This window comes from Streptomyces sp. NPDC093085, from assembly GCF_040683935.1.
In the GTDB taxonomy this organism is placed as follows: Bacteria; Actinomycetota; Actinomycetes; order Streptomycetales; family Streptomycetaceae; genus Streptomyces.
Map to the genome: position 1 here is coordinate 140,220 of NZ_JBFBFB010000012.1, position 17,909 is coordinate 158,128.

Below are 17,909 nucleotides of genomic sequence, written 5' to 3' on the forward strand. Positions count from 1 at the left end.
CATTGCGTTCGAAATCGGGTCGCCTCACCTCCGTACGACTGATAGTGATGTCATATGACACTGGATCTGAGGGTGCTGCGCCAGTCCGAATACGACTCCTGGTTCGGGGCGTTGGAGCTGGCGTTCGGCGGCGTCGCGGGACTCATCGGTGACACCGCGCTGCTCCGCGATCTGAACGAGTTCGAACGGTCGGTCGGCGTCTGGGACGGCGCGGAGTGCGTGGGCACGGCGGGGGCGTACAGCTTCCGGCTCTCGGTGCCGGGCGGGGCGCAGGTGCCCACGGCGGGGGTGACCAGGGTGAGCGTGGCGCCGACGCACCGCAGGCGCGGGGTGCTGACCGCGATGATGCGGCGCCAGCTCGACGACATCCGCTCCTGGGGCGAGCCGCTCGCCGTGCTGACCGCCTCGGAGCCCCCCATCTACGGGCGGTTCGGGTACGCGGCGGCGAGCCAGGCGATCTCGGCGGAGATCGATACGTCCCTGGTGCGGATCGAGCGCCCCGGGGGGAGCGGTGCGGACGGCATACGTTTTCGCCGGGTGACGCCGGACGACCCGGCCGTACGGGAGGCGTGCGAGGCGCTGTACGCGGCGGACGTGGCGCGGCGCCCGGGGATGCCGGCCCGGCGGCCCGGCTGGGAGCGGCTGCCGCTGGCGGGGCTGGGGACGCCGTCCCCGGGCTCCTCCGACCTCCAGTGCGTGCTGGCGGAGCGGGACGGCGCGGTGGCCGGGTTCACCCTCTACCACCTCCGTCCCGACTGGGGCGTCCCGGGCCCCCAGGGCACGGTGGAGGTGCGGGATCTGCACGCGGCCGACCCCGGGACGTACGCGGGGCTCTGGGACTTCCTCTTCGGGATCGATCTGATGTCACGGGTGAAGGCACGCAGCCGGCCGGTGGACGACGCGTTCCAGCACCTGGTGTCGGATCCGCGCCGGTGCGGGCTGCGGGTCAGGGACGACCTCTATCTGCGGCCGGTGGAGGTGGCGGCGGCGCTGGAGGCGCGTACGTACCGTACGCCGGTGGATGTGGTGGTGGAGGTGACGGACGCGTTCTGCCCCTGGAACGAGGGGCGTTGGCGGCTCAGCGGCGACGCGAAGGGCGCGGCGTGCGCACGGACCGCCGACGCGGCCGAGCTGTCGCTCTCGGTGAACGAGCTGGGCGCGGCGTATCTGGGCGGTACGTCGCTGGCCGCGCTGGCGCGCGCGGGGCGGGTGCGCGAGGTGCGCGCGGGCGCGCTGGAGGCGGCGTCGCTGGCGTTCGGCTCGGACATCGCGCCGTGGCTGCCGCACGGGTTCTGAGTCGTCCGCACGTTTCGTATACAGCCAGCCGTACGGTCACAGGTTTCGTATACAGCCGGCCGTACGGTCAGCGGCGCTGGCAGCCCGGGCACCAGAAGAGGTTGCGGGCGGCGAGGCTCGCGGTGGCGATCTCCGTACCGCAGAGCAGACAGGCCATCCGGGCGCGGCGGTAGACGTAGACCTCGCCGCCGTGGTCGTCGACGCGGGGCGGGCGGCCCATCGCCTCGGGGGTGTGCTCGGGGCGGACGGTGTCGATGCGGTTGTGGCGCACGCCCTCGCGCATGAGGGCGACGAGGTCGGCCCAGACGGCGTCCCACTCGGCGCGGGTGAGCTCCTTGCCGGGGCGGTACGGGTCGATGCCGTGGCGGAAGAGGACCTCGGCCCGGTAGACGTTGCCGACGCCCGCGATGACCTTCTGGTCCATGAGCAGGGCGGCGATGGTGGTACGGGAGCGGGAGATCCGGGCCCAGGCGCGCTCGCCGTCGCCGCCGGCGCGGAGCGGGCCGGGGCCGGTGCGGAGCGGGTCGGGGCCGAGCCGGTCGTGGACGGCCTGCTTCTCGGGTCCGGTGATCAGGGCGCAGGTGGTGGGGCCGCGGAGATCGGCGTAGTGGCCTTCGGTGACCAGCCGGAGCCGGACGGTGTCGGCGGGCGGCGGGGCCGGGGTGGTACCGAAGCCGAGCTTGCCGAAGAGCCCGAGGTGGACATGGACCCAGCCGGCCCCGCCGAAGCCGAGGAAGAGGTGTTTGCCGTGAGCGTCGGCGCCGGTCAGCACCTCTCCGTCGAGGAGGGCGGCGCTGTCCGAGAACTTGCCCTGCGGGCTGGAGACCCGTACCGGGCGTCCGCCGAAGCGGGCGAGATGGTCCTCGGCGAGGCGGTGGATCGTATGCCCCTCGGGCACGGCGCGGCTCCTCGGCTCTCTTGTTCCCTTGCCTCCGGCGCTCAGCTCTCCGGCTGGGGGTGGTGGGCCGGGATCGGGGGGAGCTCGTGGGTGGTCTCGTACTCCGTGAGCATCGCGATCCGGCGGCTGTGGCGCTCCTCGCCGGAGTACGGGGTCGTCAGGAAGGTCCGGATGAATCCGGTCACCTCGTCCTGGGTGTGCATCCGGCCGCCGACGGAGATGACGTTGGCGTTGTTGTGCTCGCGGCCGAGCGCGGCGGTCTGCTCGCTCCAGGCGAGGACGGCCCGGACGCCCTGGACCTTGTTCGCGGCGATCTGCTCGCCGTTGCCCGAGCCGCCGATCACGATGCCGAGGCTGTCGGGGTCGGCGGCGGTGCGCTCGGCGGCGCGCAGACAGAACGGCGGGTAGTCGTCCTGGGCGTCGTAGATGTGGGGGCCGCAGTCCACCGGGTCGTGGCCCTGGGCGGTGAGCCACTCCACCAGGTGGTTCTTGAGTTCGAAGCCGGCATGGTCGGAACCGAGGTACACGCGCATGGTGCGAAGTGTGGCACGCGGGCGCCGGCCGCCGCAGGGGCGGGTCACGGATGGGCAGCGGTGATCCAGATCAACGCTCCATTACGGCGTACCAGGAGCGGGTAAAGATACGGATTTGCCACTTCCGTCAACGGGGAGGTGAAGGCTTGAATGCGGGAACTCGTCACTCGGGTGACAAACAGACGTAAGGATTCTCGCATGACCACCCTGCCGACCCCCACAAAGGAAGGCGGAAATCCCAGCGAGCCTGGGAATCCGAACTCCTCTGGCAGTCTGCAAGCCGGCCTCAAGAACCGCCACCTCTCCATGATCGCGATCGGCGGTGTGATCGGCGCCGGTCTGTTCGTCGGCTCCGCCTCGGGGATCGCCGCCGCTGGCCCGGCGATCCTGATCTCGTACGCCCTGGTCGGCGCCCTGGTCGTCCTGGTGATGCGGATGCTCGGCGAGATGGCCGCGGCGCGCCCCAGCTCGGGTTCGTTCTCCGCCTACGCGGACCAGGCCCTGGGGCGGTGGGCCGGGTTCTCGATCGGGTGGCTCTACTGGTTCTTCTGGGTGGTGGTGCTGGCCGTCGAGGCGACGGCGGGCGCGCGCATCCTGGAGGGATGGATCCCGGCCGTTCCGCAGTGGGCCTGGGCGCTGATCGTGATGCTCGTGCTGACCGGGACGAATCTGGTGTCGGTCTCGTCGTTCGGCGAGTTCGAGTTCTGGTTCGCCGGTATCAAGGTGGTCGCGATCACCGGGTTCGTGGTGGTCGGTCTGCTCGCGGTCTTCGGTCTGCTGCCGGGTTCGGACAATCCCGGTGCCGGGTTCGGGCATCTCACGGACTCCGGCGGGTTCTTCCCCAAGGGGCCCGGATCGGTGCTGACCGGGGTACTGATGGTGGTGTTCTCGTTCATGGGCAGCGAGATCGTGACGCTGGCCGCGGGTGAGTCCTCGAACCCGCAGCGCGCCGTCGCCAAGGCGACCAACAGCGTGATCTGGCGGATCGCCGTCTTCTACCTGGGCTCGGTCTTCGTCGTGCTGACGCTGCTGCCCTGGAACGACGCCTCGATCGTCAAGGAGGGTTCGTACGTCGCGGCGCTGAACTCGATCGGGATCCCGCACGCCGGTCAGGTGATGAACGTCATCGTGCTGACGGCCGTGCTCTCCTGTCTCAACTCCGGCCTGTACACGGCGTCCCGGATGTCCTTCTCGCTGGGGCAGCGCGGGGACGCGCCCGCGTCGTTCGCGCGGACGACCGCGCGCGGGGTGCCGCAGGCGGCGATCCTGTCGTCGGTGGCCTTCGGCTTCGTCGCGGTGTTCTTCAACTACCAGTGGCCGGACACGGTCTTCGCGTTCCTGCTCAACTCGTCGGGTGCGGTGGCGCTCTTCGTCTGGCTGGTGATCTGTTTCACGCAACTGCGGATGCGGGCGATCATCATGCGGGAGACGCCCGACAAGCTGGTCGTCCGGATGTGGTTCTTCCCGTATCTGACCTGGGCGACGATCGCGATGATCTCGTTCGTGCTGGTCTACATGCTCACCGACGACGCGGCGCGCGAGCAGGTGGTGCTCTCCCTGCTGGTGGCGGCCGTGGTGGTCGGGATCGCGCTGGTACGCGAGGCGCGGGAGCGGCGGGCCGCGGTGAACCAGTCGCGGTGAACCAGTAAGGACGCTCCGGTAGTACCGGTGTCTCCAGTCATACCGGCATCTCCGGTATGACTGGAGACACCGGTATGACCAGAGATACCGGTACGGCCGGAGACGGCGGCCCGGGGGTCAGCCCCGGTTGCCGAGGAGCTTCCACGCGGCGGGCAGCGCGCCCATCGCCAGGGCCGCCTTGAGCGCGTCGCCGAGCAGGAAGGGCACCAGGCCGGCGGCGACGGCGGCGCTCGCGGACATGCCGGTGGAGAGCGCGAGATACGGGACGCCCACCGCGTAGATCAGCGCGGAGCCCAGCACCATCGTCCCGGCCGTGCGGAGGACCGAGCGGTCGCCGCCGCGCCGGGCCAGCGCGCCCACCACCGTGGCGGCGAGCAGCATGCCCAGGACATAGCCGAAGGAGGCGCCGCCCGCCCCGGCGGAGCCGCCCGCGAACCAGGGCACGCCGGCCATGCCGACCAGGGTGTAGAGGGCGAGGGAGAGGAAGCCGCGGCGGGCGCCGAGCGCCGTGCCGACGAGCAGCGCGGCGAAGGTCTGGCCGGTGACCGGGACGGGGGAGCCCGGAACGGGGACGGCCACCTGGGCGGCGATCCCGGTCAGCGCGGCGCCGCCGAGGACGAGGGCGATGTCCCGGGCGCGGGAGGCGGGGAGGAGGTCGGCGAGAACCGCTCCGGTACGGGGTGCTGCGGCAGCAGTGCTCATGGGAACTCCGCGGTGGGGTGGGGCGGGGGCCGTGACCGGCACCCCGGGGACCGTCCGACCGTAACCCGGACGTTGACGCCATATCACCGTCGGTCGTCCACAAAGCCGAGGTCAGCGCGTTGTGGAGGGTGTGACACACGGAGGGGGCCGCTTGCCGGGCGCGACATGCGGCCGGCTCCGCGCCGGTCCCGCCCTCTTGCTGATAGCGTGCAGTTGCATAGGATGTGCAATAAGACGCCGGAGGGGCTCATGGCCGTGTACACGCTTCCTGAACTGCCGTACGACTACACGGCGCTCGAACCGGTCATCGACCCGCAGATCGTCGAGCTGCACCACGACAAGCACCACGCCGCGTATGTGAAGGGCGCCAACGACACCCTCGAACAGCTCGCGGAGGCCCGGGAGAAGGAGGCGTGGGGGGCGATCAACGGGCTGGAGAAGAACCTCGCGTTCCATCTCTCCGGCCACATCCTGCACTCGATCTACTGGCAGAACATGACCGGCGAGGGCGGCGGCGAACCGCTCGCCGAGGACGGGGTCGGCGAGCTGGCGGACGCCATCGCCGCCTCCTTCGGCTCCTTCGCGGGGTTCAAGGCGCAGCTCACCAAGGCCGCAGCGACCACCCAGGGCTCCGGCTGGGGCGTTCTCGCGTACGAGCCGGTGAGCGCGCGGCTGATCGTGGAGCAGGTCTACGACCACCAGGGCAATGTCGGCCAGGGCTCCGTGCCCGTCCTGGTCTTCGACGCCTGGGAGCACGCCTTCTATCTCCAGTACAAGAACCAGAAGGTGGACTTCATCGAGGCCATGTGGCGGGTGGTGAACTGGCAGGACGTGGCGCGGCGGTACGCCGCCGCCAAGGAGCGCGCCCACAGTCTGCTGCTCGCGCCCTGACCGGCCGCGGCTCCCTGGCCTCGGATACGGCCTGCTCGTGATCGTCTTCTCACCCTTCACGCGCGGGCGGCACGGCGGAAGGCCCCCACGAGGACGTGACTCGTGGGGGCCTTCCTGTCCGTACGGTGCCGAGAAGTGCGGTCAGTCGAAGCTGGGGGGCGCCGTGCGGGTGCGCTTGATCTCGTAGAACCCGGGGATCGAGGCGACCATCAGGGTGCCGTCCCAGAGTTTCGCGGCCTCCTCGCCCCTGGGGGTGGGGGTGACCACCGGGCCGAAGAAGGCGATCTGGGCGCCGTCGGAGCCGGGGACGGCGATGACCGGGGTGCCGACCTCCTGGCCGACCAGGTCGATGCCCTCCTTGTGGGAGGCGCGCAGCTCGGTGTCGTACGTGTCGGAGTAGGCGTACTCGATCAGGTCGGCGGGGAGCCCCGCGTCCGCCAGCGCGCCGGCCAGGGTCTCGCGGCTGTTCCCCTCAGCGCGGTTGTGGAAGCGGGTGCCGATCGCGGTGTACAGGGGGCCGAGGACCTCGTCGCCGTGGAGCTGCTGGGCGGCGATGGCCAGCCGGACCGGGGCCCAGGTCTTGCCGCCGGGGAGCATGTTCTCCCGGTACGACTCGGAGAGCTGGTCCAGTTTGTCCTCGTTGAGCACGCTCAGGCTCATCACATGCCAGCGGACCTCGATGTCGCGGAGTTTCTCGACTTCCAGGACCCAGCGGGAGGTCATCCAGGCCCAGGGGCAGACGGGGTCGAACCAGAAGTCGACGGGGGTCTTCTCGGACATTTCTCTCCTCACGGCGGACGGACACACCTCACCCTCCCCAACAAAGGACGGCGCCGGCGGCATTCCCCCGCACTCCCCCGCACACCGCGCGCTCCCCCTCACAACATGTCCTGTCAGTGGCCCGTGCGAGGATCATGGGGTGCCGGAACGGACCGGCCGAGACCGCGAAGAAGCGAGCCATCGAGGAGCGACCGTGCCCGGAGAGAACCTGTCCCGCGACGAGGCCCGGGAGCGGGCCGACCTGCTCTCCGTAGACGGGTACGAGGTCGCCCTCGACCTGCGGTCGGCGGTCGGCGCCCCGGAGGGCGCGGAGGGGGACGAGGGCGCGCCACGGACGTTCCGCTCCGTGACCACGATCCGGTTCCGCTGTGCCGAGCCCGGTGCTTCGGCCTTCGCGGACCTGATCGCACCGAGCGTGACCGCGGTGACGCTCAACGGGGCCGATCTCGACCCGGCGGCCGTCTTCGACGGGTCGCGGATCGCGCTGGAGGAGCTGCTCGCGGAGAACGAGCTGACGGTGGACGCGCAGTGCGCGTACAGCAGGACCGGGGAGGGCCTGCACCGCTTCGTCGACCCGGAGGACGGCGAGGTCTATCTCTACACGCAGTACGAGCCCGCCGACGCCCGCCGGGTTTTCGCCAACTTCGAGCAGCCCGATCTGAAGGCCCCGTTCCGCTTCGAGGTGACCGCGCCCGAGGGGTGGACGGTGCGGAGCAACGGGGTGGGGACGCTGGAGAAGGACGGGCGCGGAGCGCTTCCTCAGAAGGGTGGTGGTGGGCGACGGGAGGGCGGGGTGTGGCGGTTCGCGGAGACGAAGCCGATCTCGACGTACATCACCTCCGTGCTGGCGGGGCCGTATCACGAGGTGACCGACTCCTACCGGCGGACGTTCGAGGACGGCACGGTGCTGGAGATCCCGCTGTCGGCGCTCTGCCGGAAGGGGCTGGCCCCCTACTTCGACGCGGAGGACGTCTTCCTCGTCACCAAGCAGGGGCTGGACTTCTTCCACGACCACTTCGACTACCCGTACCCCTTCGGCAAGTACGACCAGGCGTTCGTGCCGGAGTACAACCTGGGGGCGATGGAGAACCCGGGGCTGGTGACCTTCCGCGAGGAGTTCATCTTCCGGGGGCAGGTGACCTCGGCGTCGTACGAGCGCCGGGCCAATGTGATCCTCCACGAGATGGCCCACATGTGGTTCGGGGATCTCGTCACCATGGTGTGGTGGGACGACCTGTGGCTGAAGGAGTCCTTCGCGGACTTCATGGGGTCCTTCTCGATGGTGGAGGCGACGCGCTTCACCAACGGCTGGATCACCTTCGCCAACAACCGGAAGGCGTGGGCGTACCGCGCCGACCAGCTCCCCTCCACGCACCCCGTCACGGCGGACATCCGCGACCTGGAGGACGCGAAGCTCAACTTCGACGGGATCACCTACGCCAAGGGCGCTTCGGTGCTGAAGCAGCTCGTCGCGTACGTGGGGCGGGAGGCGTTCCTGGAGGGCGCCCGGCGGTACTTCAAGCGGCACGCGTACGGGAACACGCGGCTGCGGGATCTGCTCGCCGTGCTGGAGGAGACCTCGGGGCGGGATCTGGCCGGCTGGTCGCGCGCCTGGCTGGAGACGGCCGGCGTCAACTCGCTGACGCCGCAGCTCACCTGTGACGCCGAGGGCAGGATCACGGAGCTGGCGGTCCTCCAGGACGCCGCGCCCGGCCATCCGGAGCTGCGGCCCCACCGGGTCGCGGTCGGGCTGTACCGGCGCGACGACGACGGCGCGCTGGTGCGGTACGCGCGGGCCGAGGCGGATGTGGACGGGGCGCGTACGGTCGTCGGGGAGCTGACCGGGGCGGACCGTCCCGAGCTGGTCCTGGTCAACGACGACGACCTCACGTACTGCAAGATCCGGCTGGACGCAAGGTCGCTGGACACGCTGCGGGACCATCTCGGGGACCTCACCGACCCGCTGGCGCGTGCCCTGTGCTGGTCGGCGCTGTGGAACCTCACGCGGGACGCGCTGATGCCGGCCCGGGACTTCATCGCGCTGGTGCTGCGGCACGCGGGCCGCGAGTCGGACATCGGGGTGCTCCAGATGCTCCACGCGTGGGCGACGTCGGCGCTCACCCATTACGCGGCGCCGGCCTGGCGTGAGGAGGGCGGGCGGCTGCTGGCCGAGGGGGCGCTGGGCGAGCTGCGGACGGCGGAGCCGGGGAGTCAGCACCAGCTCGCCTGGGCGCGCTTCTTCGCCTCGGTCGCCGCGTCGGAGGCCGATCTCCAGCTCCTGACCGGTCTGCTGGACGCGACGGCGAAGATCGACGGGCTCGTGGTCGACCAGGAGCTGCGGTGGGCCTTCCTGGAGTCGCTGGCGGCGCACGGGCACGCGGACGAGGCGGTGCTCGACGCCGAACTCGCCCGGGACGACACGGCGTCGGGCAGGCGCCACCAGGTGCGCTGTCTGGCGGCCCGGCCCTCGGCCGCCGTCAAGGCCCAGGCGTGGGCGCAGGTCGTCGAGTCGGACGCGCTGTCGAACGCGCTGGTGGCGGCGGTCATCGCGGGGTTCAGCCGGCCGGGTCAGCGGGAGCTGCTGGCGCCGTACGCCGCGAAGTACTTCGAGGCGATCGAGCGGGTGTGGACGGAGCGTTCGATCCAGATCTCGATGTATGTGGTGCAGGGTCTCTTCCCGGCGCTCCAGGACGACCGTTCGACCCTGGAGGCCACCGAGGCGTGGCTCGCGGCGCACCGTCATGCGGCTCCGGCGCTGCGGCGGCTGGTGCTGGAGGCGGCGGACGACCTGGCGCGCTCGCTGCGCGGGCAGGAGTGCGACGCGGCGGCCGGGGAGTGAGCGGGACCGGCTGACCGGCCCCGGGGGCGGTTACGAGGGCTGCCCCGGGGACGGTTCCTGGGGCGGTTCCGGGAGGAAAGACGGTCTGTGTGATCGGCAGTCGAACGCCCTTACTTTAGTACGAGGTTGTCCGGATTCGCCGATAAATTCGTCACGGTGGTTACTCCCCCCGCCTCGCGGGGGGAGACACCCGGACATGAACAACAACACCCCGGTCTCCTCCCGCCCCTTCCCCCTCACCGAGCTCCCCGTCCTCCCCGCCGACGCGCGGTGCCGGGTGCTCTCGTCGGCGCAGCTCCGGGTCCACGGCGTCCCGGCCGGGCAGGCGGCCGCGCGGTGCCGGGCCGGTGGCCCCTGGCGGCAACTGCTGCCGGGGGTCTTCCTGTTGCACCCCGGGCCGCCGACCGCCGAGGAGCGGCTTCAGGCGGTGCTGCTGTACGCGGGCCGGCCGACCGTCGCGGGCGGCGGGGAGGTGCCCGTACAGCCGGGTCCCGCGCCGGCCCCGGCCGCCGCCCCGTACAGCGCGGTGCTGATCACGGGGCTCGCGGCGCTCTCGCTCTACGGGTTCGCCTCCGCTCCCCCGGTCACCGCGCTGGAGCGGATCGATGTGCTGGTGCCGCGGACCCGGCGGCTCCGTTCGACCGGGTGCGCCCGGCTGATCCGGGCCCATGTGCTGCCGCTGCCGGAGCTGGTCGACGGCCGTCCGGTGGCGCCGGTGGCGCGCGCGGTGGCCGACGCGGTCGCCCATCTGACGGACGCGTCCTCGGTGGTGGAGGTGCTGACGGAGGCGGTACGCGGCGGGCACTGCGACCCGGCCACGGTGGTACGGGAGTTGAGCCTCTCCGGGCTGCTGTCGCGGCAGCATGTGGTGGACGCCGTGGACACCCTGCTCGCGGAGGGGCGGTCGCTGGCCGAGGGGCGGCTGTACGAACTGGTGCGCACGTACGGGCTGCCGGAGCCGGTGTGGAACGTCGACCTGCGGCTGCCGGGCGGGCCCCATCTGGGCGGGGTGGACGCGTACTGGCCGGAGCGCGCGGTGGCGATCGAGCTGGACACCCGGGCACCGAGGCCGGGCGGGCGGCCGGATCCCGGTCCTGATCTCTCGGACGACGAGCAGTGGTCGGCGACGGTCCGCAAGCGCGAGCACCTGGAGCTGCTCGGGATCACGGTCGTGCATCTGACGCCCAGAAAGCTCCGGGAGGCGCTGGAGCAGCAGGCCATGGTGGTCCGTACGGCGCTGACGGCGGCGGCGGACCGGGATCCGGCGGCACGGGTGGTCGTCCTGCCGAGGTGAACGCGGGGCGGGGCCGTGGCCGGTGCCGGAGCGCCCCGCCCCGCCCGGCGGTGGCGCCCGGGGCCGCCGCCCGGTGAGCGCGGGCTCAGGCGACGCCGGCGCGAGCGCACGGGCTCAGGGGTGTCGGCTCAGGCGTGCCAACTCAGGTGCGCAGGCTCAGGCGTGTCGGCTCAGGTGCGCAGGCTCAGGCGCCGCCGCCGACCGCGCCTTCGTCCGTACGTTCGTTTCCTGACCCGCTTTCGGCCGCATTGCTTTCGGCCATGTCGAGGCGGCCCCGCGCCGGGCGTTCGCGCCAGAGGCGCAGCCCCACGTCGACCAGTTCGACCCGGTCGAGTCCGTCGACCGACGCCAGCTCGTGCCAGGCCGCCAGATCGGTGGATCCGCCCTGTTCGGGGCGGAGTTCGCCGCCGGTGACGCGGCCCTCGTACACGATGCGCAGGCCCTGGAAGTCGGCGAAGGCGCCCAGTTTGCGCGGGTAGCGGCGGCGGATGGAGTCGATGCCCAGGAGTGCGGTCATCTCGCTGGTGTGGCCGGTCTCCTCGGCCACCTCGCGGACCACCGTGTCCACGGGGTCCTCGCCGTGGTCCATCCCGCCCCCGGGAAGCGTCCAGCGCTTCGTACCGTCCTTCGACACCCAGCGTGCGAGCAGGATCCGGCCGTCCTGGACACAGACCGCGTAGGCGGCCACGCGCAGCTCCTCATGCATTCCGTGAGCCTAATACCCGTCACCCGCCCCCTCCCTGCCGCAGGCCCCTCGCTTTCGTACGGTCCGCCCGGTTGCTCCCCGGTGGCGGAAGGAGCGCGGTGGCGGATCACCGCCATGTCTCAAACTCGCCCCCAACAGCTCTCCACAAAACCCTGACTTGTAGGAAAAGCTGAGCGGTCATCCGGTACCGAAATCCGGACTTCCTCTTTCCTCGAACAAGGATGCTGATGACCTCCGAATCCGACAGCTCCATATCCGGGCCGAGACGCGTGGCCAGAGCCACCGCCGCGGCCGGCCTGGTGGCCGCGCTGATCGCCTCCGGCGCGGCGCCCGCGTTCGCCGCGACAGGCGCCGAAGAACCGGCCGCCCCCGCGCCCGTGAAGTCGTCCGCCCACTCGGACAAACTGGGCGCGGCCGACGCCGACCGGCTGGCCAAGGCGAAGGCGGACGGCGCCAAGAACGTCACCGTGATGATCGCCACCGCTCCCGGCCAGACGAAGCAGGTCGCCGGTGAACTCGACGGTGTCCAGGGCGCCATCGTCGGCAAGACGGACGACAGGCTCGGCTACGTCCGCGCCACGCTCCCCACCGCGAAGGCGGAGGCGGCGATCCGGGCGGCGGAGAAGCTGTCGTCGGTCCACGGCATCGATCTCAACCAGGAGATCATGCTCGACGACCCCCGCCCGGCGGCGGACGGCGACACCGTGCGGAGCGAAACCGTGCAGGGCGCCCAGGGCTCCCAGGGCGCGAAGGGCTCGAAGACGTACCCGGGCCCCGACGCGAAGACGCCCGCGAAGAACCCGTACAACCCGTCCTTCGAGACCGGCGCGGTCGACTTCGTCAAGAAGAACCCGAAGGCCGACGGGCGCGGCGTCACCATCGGCATCCTGGACTCGGGCGTCGACCTGGGCCACCCGGCGCTCCAGAAGACCACCACCGGCGAGCGCAAGATCGTCGACTGGGTCACCGCCACCGACCCGGTGGTCGACGGCGACGGCACCTGGCTGCGGATGGACACCGCCGTGTCGGGGCCGTCCTTCACCGCGGCCGGGCGCACCTGGAAGGCCCCGGCCGGCTCGTACAAGTTCCGGGTCTTCCGCGAGGACGCCACGCTCGGCGGCGAGATGGCCGGTGACCTCAACCGGAACGGCACCACCACCGACACCTGGGGCGTGCTGTACGACCCGGCGAACGGCACCGTCCGGGTCGACCTGGACGGCGACGGGGACTTCACGAACGAGACCGCGATGAAGCCGTACAAGGACGGCTTCCAGGTCGGGTACTTCGGTACGGAGGACCCGTCCAACCCGGTCTCGCAGCGCATCCCGTTCACCGTCGAGGTCCGCAAGAACGTGGTGTACAACGCCGCGGGCGCCACCTCCGACTATGTCAGCATCGGCGTCATCGAGGGCGCGCACGGCAGCCATGTCGCGGGCATCACCGCCGCCAACGGGCTCTTCGGCGGCAAGATGAACGGCGCGGCGCCCGGCGCCAAGCTGGTCTCCTCGCGCGCCTGCACCTGGAGCGGCGGCTGCACCAGCGTCGCGCTCACCGAGGGCATGATCGACCTCGTCACCAACCGTGGCGTGGACATCATCAACATGTCGATCGGCGGTCTGCCGGCGCTCAACGACGGCAACAACGCCCGCGCCGAGCTGTACACGCGCCTCATCGACACCTACGGTGTCCAGCTCGTCATCTCGGCGGGCAACGACGGCCCCGGCACCAACACCATCGGTGACCCGGGTCTGGCCGACAAGGTCATCTCGGTCGCCGCTTCGATCTCCCAGGAGACCTGGGCCGCCAACTACGGCTCGGCCGTGACGAAGAAGTACGCGCTGCTCCCCTTCTCCTCCCGGGGCCCGCGCGAGGACGGCGGCTTCACGCCGACCCTGACCGCGCCCGGCGCCGCCATCAACACCACGCAGACCTGGCTGCCCGGCGGCCCGGTCGCCGAGGCGGGGTACACGCTGCCGGCCGGCTACTCGATGCTCCAGGGCACCTCGATGTCCTCCCCGCAGGTCGCGGGCGCGAGCGCGCTGCTGCTCTCCGCCGCGAAGCAGAAGAAGATCGAGCTGACCCCGGCGAAGCTGCGGACGGCGCTCACCTCCACCGCCACGAAGATCCCCGGCGTGCAGGCGCATGAGCAGGGCGCCGGTCTGATCGACATCGTGGACGCCTGGAAGTCGATCCAGAAGGCGTCGGGCAAGCACGCCGTCGCCGCGCACGCGTACACGGTCAAGGCGCCGGTGGACACCGCGCTCGACCAGTACCTGAAGACCCCCGGCTTCGGCACGGGGCTCTACGACCGCGAAGGCGGGCTGAAGGCCGGCCAGAGCCGTACGTACGACATCACCGTCACCCGGACCACGGGCGCCAAGGGCGCGCTGGAGCACCGGCTGACGTGGAAGTACAACGACGGTACGTTCCGGCTGCTCGGCAGCGACAAGGTCAGGCTGCCGCTGAACCAGCCGGTGACCGTCACCGTGCAGGCCCGGCCGGGCTCGGCCGGGGTGCACAGCGCGATCCTGGAGGTGGACGACCGCGCCACCGAGGGCGTCGACAAGCAGATCCTCGCCACCGTCGTCGTCGCGAAGGAGCTGACGGCCTCGGCGAAGCCGGCGTACACCGTCACGGCGAAGGGCTCGGTGCAGCGCAACAGCTCGCAGTCGTACTTCATCACCGTGCCGGAGGGGGCCAAGACGCTGGAGGTGGCGCTCGGCGGCCTCGCGAAGGACAGCCAGACCCGCTTCATCTCCCTGCACCCGTACGGCGTGCAGATGGAGAGCAGCTCGACCATCTACTGCTACCCGAACTACCCGAACCCCAGCAACACCTGCCGCCCCGACGTGCGTTCGTACGCCGACCCGGCGCCCGGGGTCTGGGAGATCGAGGTCGAGTCGCGCCGTACGTCGCCGCTGCTGGACAACCACCCGTACACGCTCGACGTGACCCTGCTCGGGGTCGCCTTCGACCCGGCGGTCACCACGATCCCCGAGGCGAAGATCGGCACCGCGACGCCGGTCTCCTGGAAGGTCTCCAACGGGTTCGCCGCGGTCGACGGGACCCTCGGCGGGGGCTCGCTGGGCTCGGCGAAGGTCAGCCGGCCGACGATCTCGGACGGTGACGAGCAGGAGACCAGCGTGACCATCGGCGCGGGCGTCGAGCGGCTGGACGTCGCGATCGGCGGTACCGCCGACACCGGCGCCGACCTGGACCTGTACGTCCTGAAGGACGGCAGGGTGGTCGGCCAGTCGACGTCGGCGGGGTCCGAGGAGTCCGTCAGCCTGGTCAAGCCGGCCGCCGGTACTTACACGATCGTGGTGGACGCCTACTCGGTCCCGGCCGGGTCCACGGCGTACGACTACCGCGACGTCTACTACTCGGCGTCGCTGGGCTCGGTGACCACGGATGCGTCGAAGCCGGTGCGGCTCGGCACCGGGGGTTCCGCGGAGGTCTCCGCGAACGTCCTGGTGAACAGCGCGGCCCCGGCGGGGCGGCAGTTCTTCGGTGAGGTCAAGCTGCTGAACGGGCGCGGTACGGCCGCGGGCGTGGGCAGTGTGATCATCGAGAACGTCGCACCGTGACTCCGCGTGAGTGAGTGACCTAAGTAAGTAAGTAAGTGAGTGAGAGGGCGGGCGTCCGGACGGGCGCCCGCCCTTTTTCCTGTTTTCCCGTACTCCGGAGGCGGGGCGTCCGGTCCTCGGACAATGGATTGGACAAACCGCCCGGGGACATACGCATCATGAGGGAACGCGTCCGCCAGCGAAGGAGCCCCAGTGAAGGTCGGAATCGTCGGAGCCACCGGTCAGGTCGGCACGGTCATGCGCAGGATCCTCGCCGAACGGAACTTCCCGGTCGACGAACTGCGGCTCTTCGCCTCCGCGCGCTCCGCGGGCTCCACCCTGGAGTGGAACGGCACGGCCGTCACCGTCGAGGACGCCACCACGGCCGACTACACGGGCCTCGACATCGTGCTCTTCTCGGCCGGCGGGGCCACCTCGAAGGCGCTGGCCGAGAAGGTCGCGGGGCAGGGCGCCGTCGTGATCGACAACTCCTCGGCCTGGCGGCGCGACCCCGAGGTGCCGCTCGTCGTCTCCGAGGTCAACCCGCACGCGATCGCGGACCGCCCCAAGGGCATCATCGCCAACCCGAACTGCACGACGATGGCCGCGATGCCGGTGCTGCGCCCGCTCCACGAGGAGGCCGGGCTGACCGCGCTGGTCGCCACGACGTACCAGGCCGTCTCGGGCTCCGGGCTGGCCGGCGTCGCCGAGCTGCACGGCCAGGCGCAGAAGGTCGTCGCCGAGGCGGAGAAGCTGACCCACGACGGCGGGGCCGTGGACTTCCCCGAGCCCGCCGTCTACCAGCGCCCCATCGCCTTCAACGTGGTGCCGCTCGCGGGCTCGCTCGTGGACGACGGCTCCTTCGAGACGGACGAGGAGCAGAAGCTCCGCAACGAGTCCCGCAAGATCCTGGAGATCCCGGAGCTGAAGGTCTCCGGGACCTGTGTCCGGGTGCCGGTCTTCTCCGGCCACTCGCTCCAGCTCAACGCCCGCTTCGCCCGCCCGCTGAGCGTGGCGCGCGCGTACGAGCTGCTGAAGGACGCGCCGGGCGTCGAGCTCTCCGAGATCCCGACCCCGCTCCAGGCGGCCGGCCGGGACGTCTCGTATGTCGGCCGGATCCGGGCGGACGAGACGGCGGAGAACGGCCTCGCGCTCTTCCTCTCCGGCGACAACCTCCGCAAGGGCGCGGCGCTGAACGCGGTCCAGATCGCGGAGCTGGTGGCGGCGGAGCTCTCGGCGTAGCCGTCCGGGGTACGTACGGATACGACGGATGCGTGCGTTCCCGTACGGGGTACGCGCGGATACGGCGGATGCGTGCGTACCCGTACGGGATACGCGCGGATACGGCGGATACGTACGGGGCGGGGCGGGTACGGGGCGCTGTCATCCCCGCCCCGTACCCGCCCGGCCCCGCCACCGCCCGCCCGGACCGCCGGCCGGACCGCCGCCCAGGCCGCCCAGGCCCGCGCCCAGGCCGAGGGCGAGGACGGCGAGGGCGCCGCCGAGGGCCAGGGCGCCGGCGACCTCGTAGTGGTCCACGGCGCGCCCGCCCAGGAGGGCGCCCAGGGCGATGGCCGCGTTGAAGACCCCGGTGAAGAGCGCGGAGCCGGCCTCCCTGCGCTCCGGGACCACCGTCATCAGCCAGCTCTGGGCGCTGACCGGGACCCCGCCGTACGCCACGCCCCAGACCAGCAGCAGCGCCACGGCGGTGCCGGGCGCCCCGGCCGCCCGTACGCTCAGCAGCACCGTCGCGGCGAGCAGCGCGGCGAGGCCGAGCAGGGTACGGCGCGGGGCGCGGGCCGCCAGCGAGCCGCCCAGGAAGGTGCCGCCGAGCGCGGCGGCCCCGTACCCCAGCAGCAGCCAGCCGACGGCGCCCGGGCCGATGCCGGTGACCCGCTCCAGGGCCGGGCGGACATAGGTGTACGCGGCGAAGTGCCCGGTGACCAGCAGTCCGGCGGCGACCAGGACGGCCGGCACCCCGGGCGTCCGGAAGGCCCTGACGACCTCGCCGAACCCGGCAGCCCCGCGCGGGGGCAGCGGCGGCAGGACGGCGAGCACCCCGGCGGTCCCCAGGGCGAGCCCGGCCATCACCCCGAAGGCCCAGCGCCACCCGGCGAGCGCGCCCAGCACCGTCCCCGCGGGCACCCCGAGGACGGAGGCCACGGCGGTCCCGCTGTAGATCACGGCGGTGGCCCGCCCGGCGTTCCCGCGCCCCGCAGCGTCCCCCACGAGCCGTACCGCCAGCCCCGCCGCGACCGCCCAGACACCGCCCACGCAGACCCCGACCAGTGCACGCGCCAGCAGCAGCACCCCGAAGGAGGGCGCGAGGGCGGAGAGCACATTGGCGGCGGCGAGCAGGAGCAGCAGCACCCGGAGGACGGTGCGCCGGTCGGTGGAGCGCGCCGCCACCGGCAGCAGCGGCGCGGCGAGGGCGGCGACGAGGCCGGGCAGGGTGACGGCGAGCCCGGCCGTCCCCGGGGAGGTACCGAGCCCCTCGCCGAGCGGGGTGAGCAGGCCGACCGGGAGCATCTCGGTGGTGACGACGGAGAACGTCGCGGCGGCGACGGCGAGCACGGACACGGGCACGGACACGGACGCCGGCACCGGTAACGGCACCGGTGACCCCGCCTCGCCCGCTCCCCGCCCGGCGCCCTTTCCCCTCCCCTTCATAGGACAAGCGTTCGCCTGTCGCCGCCGGGGAGCAATACCCGGGACCCCCCTTCCCGGCCGGGGCCCGCCCGGTGACCGTCCGCCGCGGAAATG

The 17,909-nt window shown here is 71.8% G+C and carries 13 protein-coding genes; 7 read left to right on the forward strand and 6 right to left on the reverse strand.

All coding sequences use genetic code 11. From position 1 onward, the window contains the following. Positions 1–54 precede the first annotated feature (54 nt). Positions 55–1,296 carry a GNAT family N-acetyltransferase gene (locus AB0O07_RS27650; RefSeq protein ID WP_365638083.1) on the forward strand — a complete coding sequence of 414 codons (1,242 nt, stop codon included), beginning with the start codon at positions 55–57 and terminating at the stop codon, positions 1,294–1,296. 67 nt (positions 1,297–1,363) lie between these two features. Here AB0O07_RS27650 and AB0O07_RS27655 read toward each other — a convergent pair whose 3' ends face one another. Both AB0O07_RS27655 and AB0O07_RS27660 read right to left on the reverse strand, forming a co-directional pair. Continuing rightward, a complete protein-coding gene (locus AB0O07_RS27655; protein ID WP_365638086.1) occupies positions 1,364–2,194 on the reverse strand; it encodes a DNA-formamidopyrimidine glycosylase family protein in 831 nt (276 codons plus the stop codon). A 41-nt stretch (positions 2,195–2,235) separates the two neighbouring features. Further along, entirely contained in the window at positions 2,236–2,727 is a 492-nt protein-coding gene (locus tag AB0O07_RS27660) for a ribose-5-phosphate isomerase (RefSeq protein ID WP_365638088.1), read from the reverse strand. Positions 2,728–2,925: 198 nt separating this feature from the next. Here AB0O07_RS27660 and AB0O07_RS27665 point away from each other — a divergent pair, with 198 nt between their 5' ends. Beyond that, entirely contained in the window at positions 2,926–4,368 is a 1,443-nt protein-coding gene (locus AB0O07_RS27665; protein ID WP_365638091.1) for an amino acid permease, read from the forward strand. Between the two features lie 117 nt (positions 4,369–4,485). Here the strand turns inward: AB0O07_RS27665 and AB0O07_RS27670 are convergent, their stop codons facing one another. After that, positions 4,486–5,070, reverse strand: coding sequence for a biotin transporter BioY (locus AB0O07_RS27670; RefSeq protein ID WP_365638093.1), 585 nt, complete (start codon positions 5,068–5,070; stop codon positions 4,486–4,488). A gap of 249 nt (positions 5,071–5,319) precedes the next feature. On the opposite strand from AB0O07_RS27670, the gene AB0O07_RS27675 reads away from it, so the two are divergent. Continuing rightward, the gene (locus AB0O07_RS27675) at positions 5,320–5,961 is read left to right on the forward strand and encodes a superoxide dismutase (protein ID WP_365638095.1); all 642 of its coding nucleotides are present in this window, start codon (positions 5,320–5,322) and stop codon (positions 5,959–5,961) included. A gap of 141 nt (positions 5,962–6,102) precedes the next feature. Here AB0O07_RS27675 and AB0O07_RS27680 read toward each other — a convergent pair whose 3' ends face one another. Then, on the reverse strand, positions 6,103–6,741 hold the full coding sequence (locus AB0O07_RS27680) for a DsbA family protein (RefSeq protein ID WP_365638097.1): 639 nt from the start codon (positions 6,739–6,741) through the stop codon (positions 6,103–6,105). Between the two features lie 193 nt (positions 6,742–6,934). On the opposite strand from AB0O07_RS27680, the gene pepN reads away from it, so the two are divergent. Continuing rightward, complete coding sequence (gene pepN, locus AB0O07_RS27685; RefSeq protein ID WP_365638100.1) at positions 6,935–9,580, forward strand: aminopeptidase N; 2,646 nt, start codon at positions 6,935–6,937, stop codon at positions 9,578–9,580. Between the two features lie 196 nt (positions 9,581–9,776). After that, the gene (locus AB0O07_RS27690) at positions 9,777–10,874 is read left to right on the forward strand and encodes a hypothetical protein (protein WP_365638103.1); all 1,098 of its coding nucleotides are present in this window, start codon (positions 9,777–9,779) and stop codon (positions 10,872–10,874) included. 184 nt (positions 10,875–11,058) lie between these two features. On the opposite strand, the gene AB0O07_RS27695 is transcribed toward AB0O07_RS27690, so the two are convergent. Further along, positions 11,059–11,580, reverse strand: a complete 522-nt coding sequence (locus AB0O07_RS27695; RefSeq protein ID WP_365638105.1) for an NUDIX hydrolase — start codon at positions 11,578–11,580, stop codon at positions 11,059–11,061. 221 nt (positions 11,581–11,801) lie between these two features. Here AB0O07_RS27695 and AB0O07_RS27700 point away from each other — a divergent pair, with 221 nt between their 5' ends. Together AB0O07_RS27700 and AB0O07_RS27705 are read left to right on the forward strand one after the other, a co-directional pair. Then, positions 11,802–15,167: a S8 family serine peptidase gene (locus tag AB0O07_RS27700; protein WP_365638106.1), complete on the forward strand. Its 3,366-nt coding sequence runs from the start codon at positions 11,802–11,804 to the stop codon at positions 15,165–15,167. A gap of 192 nt (positions 15,168–15,359) precedes the next feature. Beyond that, a complete protein-coding gene (locus tag AB0O07_RS27705) occupies positions 15,360–16,388 on the forward strand; it encodes an aspartate-semialdehyde dehydrogenase (protein WP_365638108.1) in 1,029 nt (342 codons plus the stop codon). A 141-nt stretch (positions 16,389–16,529) separates the two neighbouring features. On the opposite strand, the gene AB0O07_RS27710 is transcribed toward AB0O07_RS27705, so the two are convergent. Then, positions 16,530–17,738 carry an MFS transporter gene (locus tag AB0O07_RS27710; protein WP_365638111.1) on the reverse strand — a complete coding sequence of 403 codons (1,209 nt, stop codon included), beginning with the start codon at positions 17,736–17,738 and terminating at the stop codon, positions 16,530–16,532. Between the last annotated feature and the right edge of the window lie 171 nt (positions 17,739–17,909).